This window comes from Pseudomonas cerasi (genome assembly GCF_027983475.1).
GTDB classification, from domain to species: domain Bacteria; phylum Pseudomonadota; class Gammaproteobacteria; order Pseudomonadales; family Pseudomonadaceae; genus Aquipseudomonas; species Aquipseudomonas cerasi.
Genome location: NZ_JAQJVM010000002.1, coordinates 1,393,155 through 1,411,162, shown reverse-complemented (window position 1 = coordinate 1,411,162; position 18,008 = coordinate 1,393,155). Strand labels below are relative to the sequence as shown.

Here is an 18,008-nt window from a genome sequence, read left to right as displayed (position 1 = left end):
CCCGCTCTCGATGACTGGATAAAGGCTGAATTGGATAAAATCTGAACAGCTCTTGCCTGAGTTCGATGAGTCCGGTCAGAGGGTATTTTGTTGCTGAATTTCTGCGATCATGCAGCGTTCTTTGGTGAAAGTAGCGTGTAAAAAAGGAGTCTCGGCCGACGCTGTCGCGCCGGACGAGTCATTCCGGCGAGCGGAAGTTCAGGCTGTAGTTCACGGCCTTGGCACCTGGATCAAGGATATCCAGCGCGATATGGATCGGCGTCTGGGGTGGCATCTCTTCCTTGCCGGCCATTTCGCCGCTCAGGTATTCACTGGGCTTGAACCGACGACTGGCAATCAACTGACCGCCGGTATCGGAAAAACGCAGTTCCAGCAGGGGAAACGGCTGGGAAAACGAGGCGCGGTTGTAGATGATCGCGTCCACCACCAGAGCCCCCTGAAACTCCGGGTGGCTGCGCACTACCAGGTTGCTGCTCTTGAGCTGGGAAATGTCGACCTTGCTCGGCACCTTGCAGCCGACCTGCGGGCAAATCTGTTGAAACCACGGGCGATACTGGTCCTGGCGTGCCAGCTGATCGAAGTGGTACCAGACGTATTGTCCTGCCAGGCCCGCCAGCGCCAGTACGATCAACAGACCCCAGGCCAGGCGTCGCCCCCAGCGTGGTTTGGGCCGTTGCCAGTCCAGTTGCAAAGGGTCGTCAGTCAGGTCAAGAAGTGTCTGGTCGCGCACTGCCGGTTCGTTGCGACTGCGCTTGCCCCGCGGTTCTGGCTCCGGCTCATGGTCGTCGTCTTCATCATCGTCATCCACCGCAGACCAGCGCTCGACTTTTTCGGCAGGCGGAGCTTTGCGCTGGATGATGACGGGCATCGGGGGCTCGTCATCGTCCAGATGCTTGTCCAGTGACAGCGACGGCTCGGTACGCGAGTCATCCTCCAGCGGCTCCGGAGCGTCTACAGAGTCGGTGTCCGGGATGACTTCTGCATGCAGCTCGGGCAGTTGCTCGACATCGTCGTTATGCAGCGTATCGACCCATGCCGCCTCGTCGCTCTGCCGACTGTCACGCTTCGCCGTCAGGCTCACATCGTCGTTGCCGATATCGCTTACAGGGCGGGCGAAGGTGTCAGGCCTGCGGGTCTCGCGTTGTTCGAGGCGGGCCAGTTCTTCGTCCAGATTGAGATTGTCCAGATCCAGCTCGCTGACCTGCCAGGGATCGTCCTCTTCGGGCGTCTTTTCCGGCTCCGGCTCCGGCTCGGGCTCCGGCTTCAGCTCGGGCTCGGGCACTGGCGTCGGCAGGGCCTCCGGTCCGGGCAGGGCCGCGATCACCGGCGAGGCGGGCAGGGTCTCTTTTTCGGCGTCATCGCTGGCGCGCTGCTCGAGCAACTGCCGCGCTGCGTTGAACACCTGCAGGCAGGCTCCGCACCGCACCACGCCACGGGCCACGCTCAGTTGAGCGTGACTGACTCTGAAACTGGTCTGGCAGTGCGGGCACTGGGTGACGAAACTGTCGGTCATGCGGCTGTCCGGTTGAAGCGGCGATTAACGGCGGCGACCCGTGATGCGTACCCAGCCATCTCGGTTTGCGATCGGGTCCAGATCAAAACTTTCAGCATAGGCTGCCGCGACTTCCTCACCCTGTTCGGCAAGAATGCCTGACAGTGCCAGGCGTCCGCCGGTCCTGATCAGGGTTGCCAGTTGCGGCGCCAAGGAAACCAGCGGGCCAGCCAGAATGTTGGCGACCAGCACGTCGGCCTGCTGGGGCGGCAGATCCTCGGGCAGGTACAGCGGGAAGCGTTCGGCCGCGATATTGTTGCGTCCGGCATTGTCTCGAGAGGCTTCCAGTGCCTGCACGTCGATATCGGTACCAACGGCCTGTTCGGCACCCAGCAGCAGTGCGGCGATGGCCAGAATGCCCGAGCCGCAGCCGAAATCCAGCACGTTGCAGCCTTCGAGGTCCTGGCCGTCCAGCCACTCGAGGCACAGCGCGGTGGTCGGGTGGGTCCCGGTGCCGAACGCCAGGCCCGGATCGAGCAACAGGTTCACGGCGTCCGGCTGTGGTGCGGCATGCCAGCTCGGCACGATCCACAGGCGCTTGCCGAAACACATCGGCTGGAAGTTATCCATCCAGCTGCGTTCCCAGTCCTGATCTTCGATGACTTCGGCGCTGTGCTCGGGTAACTCTTCGCCGGTCAGCAGGCTCAGGTGTGCCAGGGCCATTTCGGCATTGGTGTCGGCTTCGAACAGTGCGAGCAGGTGGGTGTGCGCCCACAGCGGCGTGGTATTGAGTTCGGGTTCGAAAATCGGCTGGTCTTCGGCGTCCATGAAGGTCACGGACACGGCGCCGACTTCAAGAAGGGCGTCTTCGTAGGTTTCGGCTTGTTCTGGGCTGATGGCGAGACGGACTTGCAGCCAAGGCATGGCGGATTACCTTCGATTTGGAAATAAGTGCGGCTTGTACAGCCGGTGCGGCCGCAGGAAGCGGGCAAGTTTACTGCTATGCGCTGCAAACAACAAAGCCGCATCACTGCGGCTTTGTCGTGGTGAAGCAGACTGGCTTATTGATTGGCCAGTTTGTGCTCCAGGTAGTGGATGTTGATTCCGCCTTCGCAGAAGCCTTCATCGCGGGTCAGGTCGCGGTGCAGCGGGATGTTGGTCTTGATCCCGTCGACCACGATTTCGTCCAGAGCATTGCGCATGCGTGCCATGGCTTCTTCGCGGGTCGCGCCCCAAGTGATCACTTTACCGATCAGCGAGTCATAGTTGGACGGTACCTTGTAGCCACTGTACAGGTGCGAATCGACCCGTACACCGTTGCCGCCCGGTGCGTGGAAGTGCTTGACCAGACCAGGGCTTGGCACGAAGGTCTTCGGGTCTTCGGCGTTGATCCGGCATTCCAGCGCATGACCCTTGATGACCACGTCATCCTGGGTGTACGACAGTTTGTTGCCAGCGGCGATGCTGAGCATCTCCTTGACGATGTCGATGCCGGTGACCATTTCCGAAACCGGGTGCTCCACCTGAACACGGGTGTTCATTTCGATGAAGTAGAAACGACCGTTTTCGTACAGGAACTCGAAAGTACCCGCACCACGATAGCCGATATCGATACACGCCTTGACGCAGGCGGCCAGGACATCCTCGCGCGCCTTTTCGTCGATGAACGGTGCCGGCGCTTCTTCCAGAACCTTCTGGTGACGGCGCTGCAGCGAGCAGTCGCGATCGCCCAGGTGAATGGCCTGGCCCTGACCGTCGGAAATTACCTGGACTTCCACGTGACGTGGGTTGGTCAGGTATTTTTCCAGGTAGACCATCGGGTTGCTGAACCAGGCCGCTGCTTCGGCGCGGGTCTGGGAAGCGGCTTCGATCAGGTCTTCTTCGCGATGAACCACACGCATGCCGCGACCACCGCCACCACCGGCGGCCTTGATGATCACCGGGTAACCGACTTCACGACCGATGCGCAGAGCGGTGGCCTCGTCTTCCGGCAGCGGGCCGTCGGAACCGGGAACGGTCGGCACGTTGGCCAGCTTCATGGCGTCCTTGGCGGAAACCTTGTCGCCCATCAGGCGAATGGTGTCTGCTTTGGGACCAATGAAAGCGAAGCCCGATTTTTCGACCTGTTCGGCGAAATCGGCGTTCTCGGCGAGAAACCCGTAACCCGGGTGGATCGCCGTGGCGCCGGTCACTTCGGCAGCCGAAATGATCGCCGGAATGTTCAGGTAGGACAGATTGGCCGGTGCCGGACCGATGCAGACGGTTTCGTCTGCCAGGCCCAGGTGCATCAGCTCGCGATCTGCTGTGGAGTGTACAGCGACGGTCTTGATGCCCAGTTCTTTACAGGCACGCAAGATGCGCAAGGCAATTTCGCCGCGGTTGGCGATCAGAACTTTTTCCAACATCGCAGGCTCTCCCCGGGTCAAACGATTGTGAACAGCGGCTGGTCAAACTCAACCGGCTGACCGTTTTCTACCAGGATGGATTCGATCACACCGCTGGCTTCTGCCTGGATGTGGTTCATCATTTTCATCGCTTCGACGATGCAGATGGTGTCGCCTTTCTTGACGGTCTGGCCGACTTCAACGAATGCAGGCGAAGTAGGCGCCGGGGTACGGTAGAACGTACCGACCATTGGCGACTTGACTACAAAGCCGTTCAGTTTCGGAGCCGATGGCGCTTCTGCAGCGGCCGCAACCGGTGCTGCTGCCGGAACCGGAGCGGCTGCAGGTGCAGCAACCGGAGCCGGTGCGTAGTAAGGCTGTGCCGGAGTCTTGCTGTGGCGGCTGATCCGTACGGATTCCTCGCCTTCACGGATTTCCAGCTCGTCGATGCCGGACTCTTCCAGCAATTCGATCAGTTTCTTGACTTTGCGAATATCCATTAATCAACTCCCAAGGTTCTGTAAGGGCAATGTGTCGGCCGGCTCAAGCCATATGGTCAGCTTCAGGCTGGACTCATCATGGCTTGGCACTGGCGGCCAGTTGTTCCAGGGCGGCTTCCAGGGCCAGTCGGTAACCGCTGGCGCCAAGGCCGCAGATCACTCCTACAGCGACATCTGAAAAGTAGGAGTGATGGCGGAAAGGTTCGCGTTTGTGCACGTTCGATAAATGCACTTCGATGAATGGGATGCTCACTCCCATCAGCGCGTCACGTATTGCAACGCTGGTGTGCGTAAAAGCAGCCGGATTGATCAAAATAAAATCCACACCCTCACCGCGAGCGGCGTGAATGCGATCAATCAGTTCGTACTCGGCGTTGCTTTGCAGATACATCAGATGGTGACCGGCATCGCGAGCGCGCTGCTCCAGGTCCTGATTGATCTGAGGCAGGGTGATAGTGCCGTAGACCCCGGGTTCCCGAGTGCCCAGCAGGTTCAGGTTGGGCCCGTGTAGGACCAGGATAGTCGCCATTGCGTGTTCCTTTTATTGTCTGCGAGCGGTTTACGCCCGGCGACTATGCCGGAAGGGCAGTGGACTGTCCAGTTAACAACAGTAGCCAGCACAATGAGCGATATTCGCGCAAAGTTTATGACTCAGGGATCAGTTTTGGTCATTGGCGCTGTTCAGACGCTCGATCAGGCCTGCCGCGTCGATTTCGCCGACGACCTGTACAGTTTGCAGTTCTTCGCCGTTTTTATCGAAGAAAAGCAGCGCTGGCGGGCCAAACAGCTTGTACCGGTCAAGCAGGGCGCGTTGCTCTGCGTTGCTGTCGGTCATGTCGAAACGCACCTGCTTGTAACCCGACAAGCGGGCGACCACACCCGGGTCAGGCAGGACTTCGTGTTCGATGACCTTGCAACTGATGCACCAGTCGGCATACCAGTCGAGCACCAGCGGTTTGCCCTCGCGCCGGGCTTCCTGCATCACACGGTCCAGTTCGGCGGAGGTGGTGATCGTCTGCCACTGTGAGGCGGCCGGAGCTACCGCTCCGTTATTCGCCGTGGCGTACTCGCGGCCCAGCGGGCGCATAGGGTCGGTGTGCCCGGACAGCGCGCCGTACCAGCACGCCAGCGCATAGACCAGCAGCGCCAGCCCCAGCAGTTGGGCGAGTTTCTGCCGTGTGGTTTTGACATTGAATTCCAGCGTGCCGAGAAACAGTGCGACACCGGCCGACAACAGACCCACCAACAACAGCGTGACTTGCCCTGGCAGTACGCGGCTCAGCAGGCCGATAGCCAGCCCCAGCAGCAGCACACCGATGGCGTTTTTAACCGTCACCAGCCAAGGGCCGCTTTTCGGCAGCCATGTGGCACCGCCGGTTGCGATCAGCAACAGCGGCGCGCCCATGCCCAGGCCCAGCGCGAACAGTTTCAAAGCGCCGCCGAGTGCATCGCCGCTGGCGCTGATATACAACAGCGCACCGGCCAGAGGCGCCGATACGCAAGGTGACACCAACAGGCTGGAGACCACGCCCAGCACCGCTGCACCCCACAATGAACCGCCCTGGGTCTTGCCGGCGATACGGTCCAGACGAGAGCTGATGGACTGCGGCAGGCGCAGTTCGAAGGCGCCGAACATGGCAATGGCGAAGATCACGAAGAATGCCGAGAACGGCACCAGTACCCAGGCCGATTGCAAGCGCGCCTGCAGGTTAAGGCCTGCACCGAACACACCCATCAGCGCGCCCAGCAGGGCAAAGCACGCCGCCATCGGCAGTACGTAAGCCAGAGACAGGCTCAGCCCGCGCAACCCGCCAACCTGGCCGCGCAGCACCACGCCGGACAGAATTGGCAACATCGGCAGTACACACGGTGTGAAGGTCAGGCCTACGCCCGCGAGAAAAAACAGCGCCAGTTCTTTCCAGCTCCAGGCGGCCGCTGTGGCTGCGCTGGCAGACGCCTGGTCGCTCGGGCTGGCGGCTACGTCGCCAATGCTCAAACGCTCGGTTTCAGGTGGATAGCACAAGCCCTTGTCGGCGCAGCCCTGGTACGTGACGGCGAGGGTGAAGGGGCGCTGTTCGCCGGGTTTGCGTGGCAGGTCGATATCGAGAATGCCGTGATAGACCTCGACATCGCCAAAATACTCGTCGTGTTTCTGCTCGCCCTTGGGCAGTTGCGCTTCGCCAAGACCGATGTCGGCAGGCTCGGTGCGGAACTGAAAGCGGTGGCGATACAGGTAGTAGCCATCGGTGGCGACCAGCCTCAGCTTGATCGACTCCTGCGTCGTTTCGATCAGGCTCAACTGAAAGGCCTGACGCACTGGCAGGAAGTCCTTGCTGTTATCCAGCGAGCCGCCGCCCAGCGTGGATGAAGGTCGGCTGTCCAGCAGACCGGCGCCGGAGGCGGGTAGGGCCAGGATCAATAACAGCAGGCATAACAAACGGCGCATGGCAGTCTCGAATCTCGAAAGTCTGCGCATGATAACGGAGTGCCCGGCGGCGTGCCGAGGGCAGGTTGTAAGAGTGGGTGTCAGCAGGCCCACGACGTGCCGGAATTATTTCTTGCCCGAGGAAAAGCTGCCACCAGCTTCCTGGTCGTAAAAATCCGGGATCTTGTACTTATACGTGTCCAGCCAGCGTTGCAGGCTGAGGTCACGTTCTGCCGCGGTATTGACCTGCGGCGTCGGCGAAGCGGCCTTGCCGCTGGCTTGAAGCTGCAGCCAGGTCTCGGTCTGTCTGGTTTCAGAGGCCGCAGTTTCATTGTTGTCTGCCCAGGCATCACCTGCGCTCAACAGCAGTACACACCCGGTGAATAGGATGCGCTTCATGGTCGTACCTCCTGGGACTGACGATCATTTTGCCCTGTCAGGCTCGCAATGGGCCGTGCAGATGCTAGAGGAGCGGCAGGGGGCTTCCGCAATTGCTCGGTACGCGCCTGGGCATCGGTCACCTGCTCAGGCGTCAGCCCGGCCCGCGACGCCAGTTCGGCGGCTTGCGTCCAGTTATTCTGATAGATCAGCAGCGTGGCCAGGTTCACCGCCGCCAGCGAGTCCGATTGTTTGAGCTCCATGGCCGTCAGGAACTGAAAGCGTGCCTGTTCCAGTTTCAACTGATTGAGGTAGACGACGCCCAGGTCATTACGGATCTTTTCATCGGTCGGTTGCAGTTTGCTGGCCATCAGCAGGTGTTGCTGTGCCAGCGTGTTGTCACCACGCGCTGCGGCCAGTTGCCCTAGGCCATGCTCACCCTCGGCTGCCCGGCAGGTGCCCAGCAGGCTGCGGTACAGAGGCTCGGCCTCGTTGCTGCCCAAAAGCCGCAACACCCGGGCCTTGCGCAGGCGAACCTCGCCCAGGCTGTCGGGCAGGCTTTCCAGATTGGCAAGGCTGGCATGCAGGCGGCCTTCATCGGCCATGTTCTGAGCCAGATTCAGGGAAAACTCCTGATCCGAGGTCAGCTTGGGGCACTGCCCCGGCTGAGCCGTGGTCTGCGTCCAGAGGGGGCGACCATCACTGGCGCATCCGCCCAGCAACAACAGCCCGAGTAGTACGATCACTGGTTTCATTGCAATGCGTCCTTTCGTCCACGGGTAACACCGGGTCAACTGCCCAGTGCGCGGCTTATTGCCATGAAGCCTGGCCCGGCCAGCACAATCAGCAGGGCGGGGAACAGAAACACCATCATGACCACCGACATCTTTGCCGAGAGTTTGGAAATGTATTCCTGCAGACGGGTCAGGCGTCGGTCGTCGATCAGTTGCTTGAGCATGAGCAGAGACTTCAACGCGCCGCCGCCCTGATGAATCAGTTGATTGAGGATCACGCAGGTGTCGCTCAACTCGTCGACAGCCAGCAGGGCAGCGGTTTTTCTCAGTTCCTCGCCCAGCTCCAGGCCGGAGTCGACGCGCACCAGCACTACGCGGATTTCCTCGGACAGCACCGGCAACAGGTCCTTGCCTTCGTTGCTGAGCACCCGAAGGGCCTGCTCGACCGCCATACCGGACTCGAACAGGATGCGCAGCAGCGGGATAAAGGTAGAGATTTCCACCACCACTTGTTTCTGACGGCGCCGAGCTGCGGCCGCCAGAATCCGCTTGGGCAGCAGATAACCGACTCCCAAGGCAAAGATCGGCGCGATGAGCGGTTGCTGGACGCCTTTGAAAAACAGCAGTTGGCCGAGGATGACCATGACCATCAGGCCGACCGGAACGCCGACCTGGCAGGCCGCGAACAATGAACGTTTGCTGGCGCGCCGCCAGCCGATGCGGTTGAGCAGTATCTGGGTTTCCGAATCCAGGCTGATGCTGCGTTGGCCTATGCGGGTATCGCCGAGCAAGCGCAACAGGCTGCCGATGCGGCTTTCGCGGATCACCTGGCCCCTCAAGCGCCTGGCCACCAGACGTTCATTGCGGCGTTGACGGGCTACGCCGGACAACAGCAGAAATGCTGCAGCGGCAAGCATCATGGCAGCGAATACCAGTTCCATCTCAAATGCTCCTCAACATGCGCCACAGCACCACGCAGCCCGTGACCTGCAGCGCGAAGGCCATGCTCAGCATGATCTTGCCGCTGTCGTCGTCCCACATATGCAGCAGATAACTGGGGTTCACCGCCAGAAAGTAACCGGCCATGGTGATCGGCAGCAGGGCCAGCACCAACGCAGTCATGCGGGTTTCGCCGGTCATGGCGCGCAATTGACGACCGGCCTGTTCCCGATCGCGAATCAGCTTGATCAGGTTTTCCATCAGTTCGCTGGCATTGCCGCCATAACGGTGATTGACCCGCAAGCCGATGGCGAACAGGTGAAACTCGTCGCGCTCATACAGTTCGGCAAAATCCCTCGCCGCATCCGGCAGGCTGACGCCCAGCTGTACGTTACGCTCGATCCGGCTCATGCCGTCCTTGAGCGGCTGGTCCGTGGCATCGATGCCGTGCAGTACCGCGTCGGCCAGGGTTCTGCCGGACTTGAGGCTGCGCACGGTATGGTCGAGCAATTGCGGCAGTTGCTGGATCATGCGGCGCACGCGCACCTCATAGCGCCATGAAACGAACAGGCGCAGTGTCAAAGGCACCGCCAGCATGACGCTGATCGCGCCGACGCCCCCCGCCATTGCGTAGCCGATCAGTATCAGCAGCGCATACAGCGTCAAGGCCAGGCCCGCGCGCTTGGTCGGCTGTCCCAGCCCAGCGCGCAAAAAGGCCCGATCCAGGTAGGTCCAGCCGGTCTTTTCGACCACGGGTTGCACTTGCCCGGCCATCAGCCGCTGCCTGACCCGCTCACTGGCACCCTGGTTGAGCGCCAGATAGAACATGCGAATGGACGCCATCAGCAGCATCACGGAGATCAGGCCCAGTACCAGTGACGCACTCATGCCGACTCCCTGGTCATGTCAGTAGCCAGGCCGCAGCTTGTCGCCGGCAGCGTGGGCCGCTTCGCGCATGAAGCCGACCCCGGTGCGACGATCAACGCGGAACAGGGTATTGGTGACATAGATGTCATCGCGTATGCCGACCACTTCCACCACTTCACTGACACAGCGGCGCCCGTCAGGCAGACGCGTCAGTTGGATAATCACATCCAGTGCCGCGCAGACCATCTGGCGCAGGGTCTTTTCCGGGATCAGCCGCCCGGTCAGGCCCACCAGCGTTTCCAGGCGCAGCAGGGCATCCTGTGCATTGTTGGCGTGCACGGTACTCATCGAACCGTCGTGGCCGGTGTTCATCGCCGTCAACACGTCCAGCACTTCGACACCGCGGATCTCGCCGAGGATGATGCGGTCCGGGCGCATCCGCAGCGAGTTGCGGATCAGGTCGCTGGCGCGCACCTCGCCATGCCCTTCGGCGTTGGGCGGGCGGGTTTCCAGGCGCACCACATGCGGGTGACTGAGCTGCAACTCGGCGACGTCCTCTATGGTGACCAAGCGCTGATTGCTGTCGATCAACTGGCTCAGCACATTGAGCATGGTGGTCTTGCCCGTGCCGGTGCCGCCGCTGACCAGAATGTTGCAGCGTTTGCCGACGGCCTCCTGGAAGAATTCGAAAATCGACTGATCGATGGTCTGCATGGCCACCAGGTCAGCGCTCTTGAGCATGTCCTTGCGAAACTTCCGGATCGACAGACACGGGCCGTCCAGCGCGATGGGCGGAATGATCGCGTTGACCCGGCTGCCATCGGGCAGACGCGCATCGACCATCGGTGAGGATTCGTCCAGGCGGCGCCCGAGTGGTGCCAGGATGCGCTGCATCACGCGCTCGACATGGTGCGAATCGATAAAGCGCAGGTCGGTGTGGTGCAGCACGCCATCGCGCTCGACAAATACCTTGCCTGGCCCGTTGACCAGAATTTCCGTCACCGAAGTGTCGCGCAGCAGCACTTCCAGCGGGCCGAAGCCGGTCAGTTCATCGACCAGCTCTTCAGCCAGGCGCTCCATTTCGTAACGCGAGATGGCCAGCCGCAGCCGTGCGACGTATTCGGCCACCTTGTCGATGACGAATTGCGCCAGGGCTGGCCTTGAGCCTTCGAGCAGGCTTTTGCCGCTTTCCTCCATGCCATCGATGATGTAACGGTGCAGCACCAGTTTCAGGCCTTGCCCCTCGTCAGGCTTGCCTTGCGTGCGCGATGAGACGCCAAACAGTTTCTCCGCCATTACCGGTTCCCCCACAGTCGAGCGAGCCAGCCCTGATCGGGTTTCTCGCGTGCCTCGGCATGCCGTGCCAAATGCTCGCCAAGCCGCCGCAGCCCGGAGCACAGAGCGTCGCGTGAGGCCAGTTCGAACAGCGTCACGCCCTGATTCTTGGCGTTGAGACGCAGCTCCGGGGCAAGCGGCAGTACCGCCAGCACCGGCAGGCCGAAGGTTTTGCTCACGGTTTCGGAATTGGGTGCAACCGAGCGCTGATAGCGATCGACCAGCAGGCTGGCGTGCTGCATTTTCATGCCTTTTTCGCGCCAGTTGTTGAGCACCGTCAGGTTGCGTCGACAGCCCAGCACGCTCTGGTCGGTGTACCACAGCAACTGATCGCAATGGCTGACCAGCGAGCGCAAGGCCTCGCTGTCCGGCTGACCCACCAGGTTCACGACCACATGCTGAAAATGCTGGCGCAGTGCGCTGAGCAGCATATAAAGCTCGGCGGCGCTGGACTGTTCCAGATGATCGTCGGCTTCGCTGTAGGCCAGAATGCGCAGGCCGCTTTCGCTGGTGGTGAAGGCGCTGTCGATCAGCGTTGCATCGAGCCTGCGCAAATGGCGCAGGGCGTCACCGAAGCTGAAGGTCGATTCAAGACCGAGCATCAACAGGCTGTCGCCGCGTGGCAGGCCGAGGTCCAGCAGCAGCGTGCGCTGGCCGGTCTTGTGCACGACCATCGCCAGGTGCGTCGCGATCAAGGCCCCGTCGTCATCGCTTTGCACACCGTACAGCACCGACAGGCCGCTCATGTTCGGGTTGGGCGTCACAGCGGGAAGGCGCTTGCTCAGACGTCTGACCAGGCCGGCGACCTCACTGGAGCGGGACCCGTAGGCAACGAAGTCCCTGGCCCCGGCGCGCATGGCGTTAAGCACCAACTGGTTGTCCATGCCATCGCCGAGCGCAACGATGGCCAGCATCGGCTTGGCTTCCAGCGCACTTTCGATCAGGGCGCTCTGAGTCATCAAATGCTCACGGTCGAGCCCGACGAACACCACGCTGGCAAACGTCACGTCCACCAGCGCCAGGAGGTCGTCGAGGCTGCCCGTACCGGCACTGACCACCTGACCCAGCGAACCCAGAGCACTTTGCAGCCACTCCAGGTCGGTATTGTTACGGGTGATTGCCAGGAAGGTCTGGCTCAGGCTCTGGCTCATTTGGATAATCCGTCGCGGCGGTCGAAATCGCCGTTTTCCAGAAAATACAGACGCGGGAAGCTCGGGTCATAGGTGCGCAGCCCCTCGCCTGGCAGTGACGGCAGGCGGGCGTTGGCGGCCAGTGGCTGGACCAGATGCGGGGTGACGATCATCAGCAGTTCGCGCTCGTCGCGCTGGATTTGCGAGCTGCGGAAAAATGCACCGAGAATCGGGATGTCGCCGAGGCCGGGAAACTTGTCCACCGAGCCGCTGTTGCTGGAACTGATCAGGCCGCTGACCACGAAGCTCTCGCCGTCGGCAAGCGCAATGCTGGTGTCGGTGCGACGGATGTTGAGTGCCGGCACAGTGGTCCCGGCGATGGTGATACCGGCCGAGAAGTCCAGCTCGCTGACTTCCGGTGCGACCTTCAGCAGAATCCGGTCCCGGCCCACGACTGTCGGGGTCAGGGTCAGGCGCACACCGAACTCCTTGTACTCGATGGAGATGCCGTTGCCTTCACCATTGGGCACCGGCACCGGGAATTCGCCGCCGGCCAGAAAGCTCGCGCTTTGCCCGTTGAGAGCGACTAGGCTGGGGCGTGCCAGGGTGTAGGCGTAGCCGCTGTTTTCCATGGCGTTGATCATGCCCAGCACTTTGCTGCTGCCACCGCCCCAGACGATATTGAAATTGCTGTTGTTCAGCGGAATGTTTGGCTTTGTGCCGCTGACGGTGCCGGGCGTGACGTTGACACCCGGCACCGTGCCGGGCGCGCCGAACAGAAAGTTGTTCGAGCCCTTGCCAAAGATCGAGGTACTGGCTTCCTTGAGCTTGGTGCGGCTGACTTCGATAAAGCGAATGTCGGTCTGCACCTGGCTGGGTAACTGCGCATCGGCAGACGGCGCAGTGACACTCTCGACCATGGCTGTCGTCGCCCGGCCACGCACGAAGACCATGCTCTGGCGCGGCGCACTTGCGCAGGCCGTCCAGACCATCAGGCTGGTCGTACCCTGCGCGACGCCGGTCAACAGAAAACCGTCGGTGCCGTTGACGTGCACATCGGCGATTTTCGGATCACCCACGGCGATGCGGGTGATGGGCACCGCAGAGCGCACCTCCCGTTGAATGCCCTGGTCGATTTCCACGGCCGCCGGCATGGCGGCAAGGCCGGCACAATTGCCCGAAGCGGCCCACGCGCCTGGCGCGGACAGTGCTGCAATGACTAACGCCAGCAGCCGGGGTTTTATAACTGGCACGGAACAACAGCTCATCAAATGCAATCCTTGCTCAATCAGGGAGTTTGTTGCGTGATCTGGTTACCGCGTATGACCTCGACAGCGCGAGACGTACGCGGGGTTGCGCCTGCTGTTGGCGCGCTGGCCGGCCCCAGGCTCAGTTGTCTGAAGCTGACCAGTTGGCGGTTGGCTGAATCGAGTCGCTCGGCAGCGTCAGGGCCGCCGGCTTCGTTGGCCCAGTAATCCTGCAGGTTGCCCTCGTCGGCGCTGCGCACGGCCAGACGCAGAACACCGGTTTGCGACGCCAGCATCAGGCGCGCCACCAGGGCCTGCGGCACCGCGACCGTGACGGTTCGCGCGTTGATTCGCTGCTGCTCCTGTTTGAGGCGTTCGTCAGCGTTGAGGTCCTGCACCGGCTTGCCGTTGCGGTCCGGACCGAGCAGCGCGCCAACGCCGAGAATCCGCAGGGCAGGCACCACGACCTGGCTCGACCGATTCGGATTGCTCACGTCCTCAGGCAGGTAAAGCAGTACATCCACGTAGTCGCCGGGGCTGAGTTGTCCGGAGGCGCCCGTCACTTCATCGACCTGCAACGCCAGGGCCCGCTCATGTGGCCGAATCATCCGCGCCAGGGTGCCGCCTGTGTCGAAGCTGCTCTCGGTGAGCCAGCTCCCGGCGGTCAGCGTGCGCCAGCTGCTGCGCCCGACAATCTTGTCGATGGCTTCAAAGCTACCGGGTGGGGCGACCTTGAGGCGCTCGATGGTCAGGTCATCGGCCATGATTGCGGTGTAGGCAGGAACATCCCGCGCCAGCACCACAACGTTGTGACGCACAGCATCCTCGACGGGCGGAGTCGGAGCGGGCGGGGTGGTTTGTTCGGTGGTTACAGGTGGTGCCGATTGTGGGGCATCAACAGACACTTCGGTTGGTCTGCCGACAATAATTCCCAGATACCCAGCGATTAACGCACCCAGCAAAAACACTACAGCGAGCACCATGGTGACACGACTGCTCATGGCAAGTTTCCCTTTGTCATCGCAGGACATTCTCGAACCGGTGCATCAACTTTTAAACCAAGCAACGGTGAACGGCATAACGGCTTTTAGTGACATTAGCTCATTCATTCAAAAGCGCCATTATGCTTTGGTGTGTAAGGGTTTTTTGCTGACGAGACTCCGTTTGAAGCCTTTGTTTTGGGGCATGTGCAGGGGTTATAACTTTCTGGTTAATGCTTTGTTGCGATTGTGGGTTTATGGATTGGAGACAATGCTGGAGGTGCACACAGTTTCGCATGTGTCATGCATGTTCGCGTCTCGGAGGCGCAAGGAGAAATGAGATGTTCCTGACCAAGATTTATGTAGGCGCCTATACCCGGATCAGTTGTTTTTTGAGGGATCGTGAAGCGGCGTCAGGTATTGAATACGCTTTGGTAGCGGCGATGGTTGCCGTGGCGTTGATTGCTTTTGTTCCAACGATCAGCACAAGTGTGGGGGCGATTTTCACAAAAATTCAGACTGCCTTGACGGGTACCACGACGGGTACAACGCCTGGGACCTCCACACCTACGGCGGGGTAGTCTATGATTGCGCTATGAGTTCACCCTGTTGAGATAACCACATGGCTGTCCACCCCATCCGCCAACAACTGCTTCTGGTTGATGACGAAGAGGACGCAAACGAGGAATTGGCAGAACTGCTCGAAGGTGAGGGGTTCTGCTGTTTCACGGCGTCTTCCGTCAAGATGGCCCTGCACCAGTTGACCATTCATCCGGATATCGCGCTGGTAATCACTGACCTGCGTATGCCCGAGGAAAGCGGCATCCAGTTGATTCGCCATCTGCGCGATCACACCTCACGCCAGCATTTGCCCGTTATCGTCACCTCCGGCCATGCCGACATGGATGACGTCAGCGATTTGCTGCGCCTGCATGTGCTCGACCTGTTCCGCAAACCGATCTATCACGTCCGTTTGCTGGAAACCCTCAACAACCTGTTTCCCGAGCCGAAGGTTTTCCAGGTTCAGTGACGACAGGCATCGCGCCCTGCAGCATGATCACGCTGGAGCATGGGTACGATAGTTAAAGGGCTAGCGTTCCTCACGCTCCAGCGTGGGAACGCCTTTCGTGACGCTCTGCGTCACACCCGTCTGCGTTCACTCCACCACGCTGAATTCAACCCGCGCCGTCTGGCCGCTCTCGTCCAGCACGCTTAACTGATAACGCCCCGGTTTACTCAGGGTGGGGGTGAAGTCTTGCCGGGTGTCGGTGTCTGCCAGAGGTTTGCCATCGATAAACCACCAGCGATGGCCACTGCCGCCGAGCGCCGAGAGCGTGAGGCGTAAAGCCTGACGACTGGCGGCAGGCAGGCGCAGGTTGTCGCCTTCGCGCACGCCGACAATGCTCAGCGGGGGCGCCAGGTTCAGGTTCTGCGGTGGGCAATCCGGGTCAGCGAGCGGCAGGCGTGCATCACGCCGCTCTGCTCTGGGCAGCCAGGGCTCAAGAGGCGCAGGCCACAGCGCGATGTCCTGCGCTCGGGCGTCCGGGCAATTGGCCGCGACGCGTAGCCCCTTGGCATTGACCCAGACACGTTCCTGCAAACCCAGCCCGAGCGGTTGGTCGGCCGCTTGCAGGGTGGGCGGCGTGGTGCCGTCAAGCGTCCAGGCGAAACGTTGGCGACGGCAATTGGGGTCGCTTTTGCTCATCGGTTGACCCAGCGGCCAGCAGATGGCGGCCACACCGACGTTCTGCGGCACGGGTTGCACCGGTGCGGCGATCCCGCGCTGACTGTCGCGATTGACCAGCACATCGTGCACCTGAAGCATCAGCGGCGCCGCCGACGCCAGCCCGAACTGCCCTGGCACCGGTGTGCCATCCGGCCGACCGATCCAGACACCGACCAGGAAACGCGGCCCGACGCCAATCGCCCAGGCATCGCGGAAGCCATAGCTGGTGCCGGTTTTCCAGGCCAGTTGCGGGCGCTGTACCAGCTCGGCGCGCGGGTCGATGTCCGGGCGCGACTGGCCACTGAGAATGCGTCGAATGATCCACGCAGCGCCCGGTGACATCATCCGCCGTTCACGCAGTCGGTCCTGCGGTTGCAGTCGAACATCGGCACTGCGCCCGCCGCGCGCGAAGGCGCTGTAGCCTGTCACCAAGTCCTCTAACCGACTGCCTGCGCCGCCAAGAATCAGTGCCAGACTCGGCTCGGCCAGCGGCGGCAGGGTCAGGGGGACGCCGCCATTGCGCAGTTCGGCGGCGAAGCGCTTCGGCCCGTAGACCTCGAGCAATTGCACGGCAGGCAGGTTGAGCGACATCGACAGCGCCGAACTGGCCGCCACCGGCCCGCCGAAACCGCTCGAAAAGTTGCCTGGTCGATAGTCGCCATAGCGCCGCGGTACATCCTGCATCAGGGATTCGGAGTGGATCAGCCCGGCGTCCATGGCCATGCCGTACAGGAACGGCTTGAGCGTCGAGCCCGGCGAACGCAGGGCAGTGACCATGTCCACATGGCCGAAACGCTTGGCGTCGTTGATGTCCACCGAGCCGACGTACGCGCGCACGGCCATGTTTTCCGCCTCGACCACCAGAATCGCTGCCGACGTTCGCTCCGGGAGTCGTGCGCGCCAGCCCATCAGCAGGTCTTCCATGCGCCGTTGCAGTGAGGCGTCCAGCGTGGTGCGGATCAGTGGCGGGCTGTTGGGGCGATTCAGGCGTCGGGCCAGCAACGGCGCCAGGCTCGGTTCCTGTCGCGGTGCCAGCCACAAAGGCTCTTCCAGTGCTTCGTTCACGCTTGCTTGCGGCCACACCTGAAACTCTGCCAGGCGCCTCAGCACCTTGTCGCGGGCCTGCTGCGCCCGCTGCGGGTGGCGATCAGGACGCAGGCGGCTTGGCGCCTGTGGCAGCACCGCCAGCAATGCTGCCTCGGCGCGGGTCAGGTTCTGCGGCGACTTGCCCAGATAGGCCCAACTGGCGGCTGCGACGCCTTGCAGTGTGCCGCCGAACGGGGCGCGATTGAGGTACAGACTGAGGATCTGATCCTTGGACAGGTGCCACTCAAGCTGCAGCGTACGCCACAGCTGACGAAACTTGCCGGATAGCGTGCGTGAATGCGGATCGAGCAACCGCGCCACTTGCATCGACAGCGTGCTGCCACCCGAGACTACACGGGCACCGCTGAGGTTTTGCCAGGTGGCGCGTAACAGCGCCAGCGGATTAACCCCGGGATGGCTGTAGAACCAGCGGTCTTCGTAGGTCAGCAGGGCTTCGAGGTAGTAGGGCGAGACCTGCTCGTTGCTGACCGGGTAGCGCCACACGCCATTGGCGTCGGCAAAGCGCCACAGTGGCGTGCCGTCCTCGGCCAGGACGACGCGAGCCAGATCGTCTCTGGGCAGTGGCAGCGGCCAAAGTCGGTCGGCCAGCCAGAGGAGGGCGATCAGCAGCATGATCGCGCCCGCCAGCCACTTGAATGTTCGCGGCAGGCGCAGAAGAAATTCAGGTTTCAACGCAAAGAGCCTTTATGATCCACGGAACCTGACACGCATTGCGACAGCCAAAGCGAACAGACCATTTTCTTCACGACCCCAATCAGGACGTA

At 61.6% G+C, this 18,008-nt stretch carries 17 protein-coding genes; 2 read left to right on the top strand and 15 right to left on the bottom strand.

Annotated elements, in window-relative coordinates; translation table 11 throughout:
- Positions 1 to 178 precede the first annotated feature (178 nt).
- The 14 genes from PI739_RS15495 to cpaB all read right to left on the bottom strand — a co-directional run bounded on the left by PI739_RS15495 (position 179) and on the right by cpaB (position 14,432).
- Positions 179 to 1,513 (bottom strand): DUF3426 domain-containing protein, encoded by a 1,335-nt coding sequence (locus tag PI739_RS15495; protein ID WP_054081945.1) that lies wholly within the window; start codon positions 1,511 to 1,513, stop codon positions 179 to 181.
- A gap of 24 nt (positions 1,514 to 1,537) precedes the next feature.
- The gene (gene prmA / locus PI739_RS15490) at positions 1,538 to 2,416 is read right to left on the bottom strand and encodes a 50S ribosomal protein L11 methyltransferase (RefSeq protein ID WP_003431729.1); all 879 of its coding nucleotides are present in this window, start codon (positions 2,414 to 2,416) and stop codon (positions 1,538 to 1,540) included.
- 137 nt (positions 2,417 to 2,553) lie between these two features.
- Positions 2,554 to 3,897, bottom strand: coding sequence for an acetyl-CoA carboxylase biotin carboxylase subunit (gene accC, locus PI739_RS15485; protein ID WP_003368837.1), 1,344 nt, complete (start codon positions 3,895 to 3,897; stop codon positions 2,554 to 2,556).
- Positions 3,898 to 3,914: 17 nt separating this feature from the next.
- Positions 3,915 to 4,376, bottom strand: coding sequence for an acetyl-CoA carboxylase biotin carboxyl carrier protein (gene accB / locus PI739_RS15480; RefSeq protein WP_054081946.1), 462 nt, complete (start codon positions 4,374 to 4,376; stop codon positions 3,915 to 3,917).
- A 76-nt stretch (positions 4,377 to 4,452) separates the two neighbouring features.
- Positions 4,453 to 4,905, bottom strand: a complete 453-nt coding sequence (aroQ, locus tag PI739_RS15475) for a type II 3-dehydroquinate dehydratase (protein WP_002555369.1) — start codon at positions 4,903 to 4,905, stop codon at positions 4,453 to 4,455.
- 129 nt (positions 4,906 to 5,034) lie between these two features.
- Positions 5,035 to 6,822 (bottom strand): protein-disulfide reductase DsbD, encoded by a 1,788-nt coding sequence (locus PI739_RS15470; RefSeq protein ID WP_271352012.1) that lies wholly within the window; start codon positions 6,820 to 6,822, stop codon positions 5,035 to 5,037.
- Between the two features lie 105 nt (positions 6,823 to 6,927).
- Complete coding sequence (locus PI739_RS15465; RefSeq protein ID WP_003431725.1) at positions 6,928 to 7,200, bottom strand: DUF3613 domain-containing protein; 273 nt, start codon at positions 7,198 to 7,200, stop codon at positions 6,928 to 6,930.
- Positions 7,197 to 7,934, bottom strand: coding sequence for a tetratricopeptide repeat protein (locus tag PI739_RS15460; protein ID WP_054081948.1), 738 nt, complete (start codon positions 7,932 to 7,934; stop codon positions 7,197 to 7,199). Before PI739_RS15460 ends, PI739_RS15465 begins: the two co-directional genes overlap by 4 nt.
- Before the next feature lie 35 nt (positions 7,935 to 7,969).
- The gene (locus tag PI739_RS15455) at positions 7,970 to 8,854 is read right to left on the bottom strand and encodes a type II secretion system F family protein (protein ID WP_003431722.1); all 885 of its coding nucleotides are present in this window, start codon (positions 8,852 to 8,854) and stop codon (positions 7,970 to 7,972) included.
- Position 8,855: 1 nt separating this feature from the next.
- Positions 8,856 to 9,740, bottom strand: coding sequence for a type II secretion system F family protein (locus PI739_RS15450; RefSeq protein WP_044309561.1), 885 nt, complete (start codon positions 9,738 to 9,740; stop codon positions 8,856 to 8,858).
- Between the two features lie 18 nt (positions 9,741 to 9,758).
- Positions 9,759 to 11,015, bottom strand: a complete 1,257-nt coding sequence (locus PI739_RS15445) for a TadA family conjugal transfer-associated ATPase (RefSeq protein ID WP_003368830.1) — start codon at positions 11,013 to 11,015, stop codon at positions 9,759 to 9,761.
- Positions 11,015 to 12,205, bottom strand: a complete 1,191-nt coding sequence (locus tag PI739_RS15440; RefSeq protein WP_003368829.1) for a CpaE/TadZ family protein — start codon at positions 12,203 to 12,205, stop codon at positions 11,015 to 11,017. The genes PI739_RS15445 and PI739_RS15440 overlap by 1 nt, the downstream gene beginning before the upstream one ends.
- Positions 12,202 to 13,452 (bottom strand): type II and III secretion system protein family protein, encoded by a 1,251-nt coding sequence (locus PI739_RS15435; RefSeq protein WP_054081949.1) that lies wholly within the window; start codon positions 13,450 to 13,452, stop codon positions 12,202 to 12,204. The genes PI739_RS15440 and PI739_RS15435 overlap by 4 nt, the downstream gene beginning before the upstream one ends.
- Positions 13,453 to 13,472: 20 nt before the next feature.
- The gene (cpaB, locus tag PI739_RS15430) at positions 13,473 to 14,432 is read right to left on the bottom strand and encodes a Flp pilus assembly protein CpaB (RefSeq protein WP_054081950.1); all 960 of its coding nucleotides are present in this window, start codon (positions 14,430 to 14,432) and stop codon (positions 13,473 to 13,475) included.
- A 320-nt stretch (positions 14,433 to 14,752) separates the two neighbouring features.
- Here cpaB and PI739_RS15425 point away from each other — a divergent pair, with 320 nt between their 5' ends.
- Both PI739_RS15425 and PI739_RS15420 read left to right on the top strand, forming a co-directional pair.
- The gene (locus PI739_RS15425; RefSeq protein WP_054081951.1) at positions 14,753 to 14,992 is read left to right on the top strand and encodes a Flp family type IVb pilin; all 240 of its coding nucleotides are present in this window, start codon (positions 14,753 to 14,755) and stop codon (positions 14,990 to 14,992) included.
- 41 nt (positions 14,993 to 15,033) lie between these two features.
- Positions 15,034 to 15,441, top strand: coding sequence for a response regulator (locus PI739_RS15420; RefSeq protein WP_003368825.1), 408 nt, complete (start codon positions 15,034 to 15,036; stop codon positions 15,439 to 15,441).
- A gap of 126 nt (positions 15,442 to 15,567) precedes the next feature.
- On the opposite strand, the gene pbpC is transcribed toward PI739_RS15420, so the two are convergent.
- The gene (gene pbpC / locus PI739_RS15415; protein WP_054081952.1) at positions 15,568 to 17,916 is read right to left on the bottom strand and encodes a peptidoglycan glycosyltransferase PbpC; all 2,349 of its coding nucleotides are present in this window, start codon (positions 17,914 to 17,916) and stop codon (positions 15,568 to 15,570) included.
- Positions 17,917 to 18,008 lie beyond the last annotated feature (92 nt).

Coding starts and splice junctions, on each gene's coding strand:
- PI739_RS15495 (WP_054081945.1), bottom strand. CDS start 1,513: ATGACCGACAGTTTCGTCACCCAGTGCCCGCACTGCCAGACCAGTTTC.
- prmA (WP_003431729.1), bottom strand. CDS start 2,416: ATGCCTTGGCTGCAAGTCCGTCTCGCCATCAGCCCAGAACAAGCCGAA.
- accC (WP_003368837.1), bottom strand. CDS start 3,897: ATGTTGGAAAAAGTTCTGATCGCCAACCGCGGCGAAATTGCCTTGCGC.
- accB (WP_054081946.1), bottom strand. CDS start 4,376: ATGGATATTCGCAAAGTCAAGAAACTGATCGAATTGCTGGAAGAGTCC.
- aroQ (WP_002555369.1), bottom strand. CDS start 4,905: ATGGCGACTATCCTGGTCCTACACGGGCCCAACCTGAACCTGCTGGGC.
- PI739_RS15470 (WP_271352012.1), bottom strand. CDS start 6,822: ATGCGCCGTTTGTTATGCCTGCTGTTATTGATCCTGGCCCTACCCGCC.
- PI739_RS15465 (WP_003431725.1), bottom strand. CDS start 7,200: ATGAAGCGCATCCTATTCACCGGGTGTGTACTGCTGTTGAGCGCAGGT.
- PI739_RS15460 (WP_054081948.1), bottom strand. CDS start 7,934: ATGAAACCAGTGATCGTACTACTCGGGCTGTTGTTGCTGGGCGGATGC.
- PI739_RS15455 (WP_003431722.1), bottom strand. CDS start 8,854: ATGGAACTGGTATTCGCTGCCATGATGCTTGCCGCTGCAGCATTTCTG.
- PI739_RS15450 (WP_044309561.1), bottom strand. CDS start 9,740: ATGAGTGCGTCACTGGTACTGGGCCTGATCTCCGTGATGCTGCTGATG.
- PI739_RS15445 (WP_003368830.1), bottom strand. CDS start 11,015: ATGGCGGAGAAACTGTTTGGCGTCTCATCGCGCACGCAAGGCAAGCCT.
- PI739_RS15440 (WP_003368829.1), bottom strand. CDS start 12,205: ATGAGCCAGAGCCTGAGCCAGACCTTCCTGGCAATCACCCGTAACAAT.
- PI739_RS15435 (WP_054081949.1), bottom strand. CDS start 13,452: ATGAGCTGTTGTTCCGTGCCAGTTATAAAACCCCGGCTGCTGGCGTTA.
- cpaB (WP_054081950.1), bottom strand. CDS start 14,432: ATGAGCAGTCGTGTCACCATGGTGCTCGCTGTAGTGTTTTTGCTGGGT.
- PI739_RS15425 (WP_054081951.1), top strand. CDS start 14,753: ATGTTCCTGACCAAGATTTATGTAGGCGCCTATACCCGGATCAGTTGT.
- PI739_RS15420 (WP_003368825.1), top strand. CDS start 15,034: ATGGCTGTCCACCCCATCCGCCAACAACTGCTTCTGGTTGATGACGAA.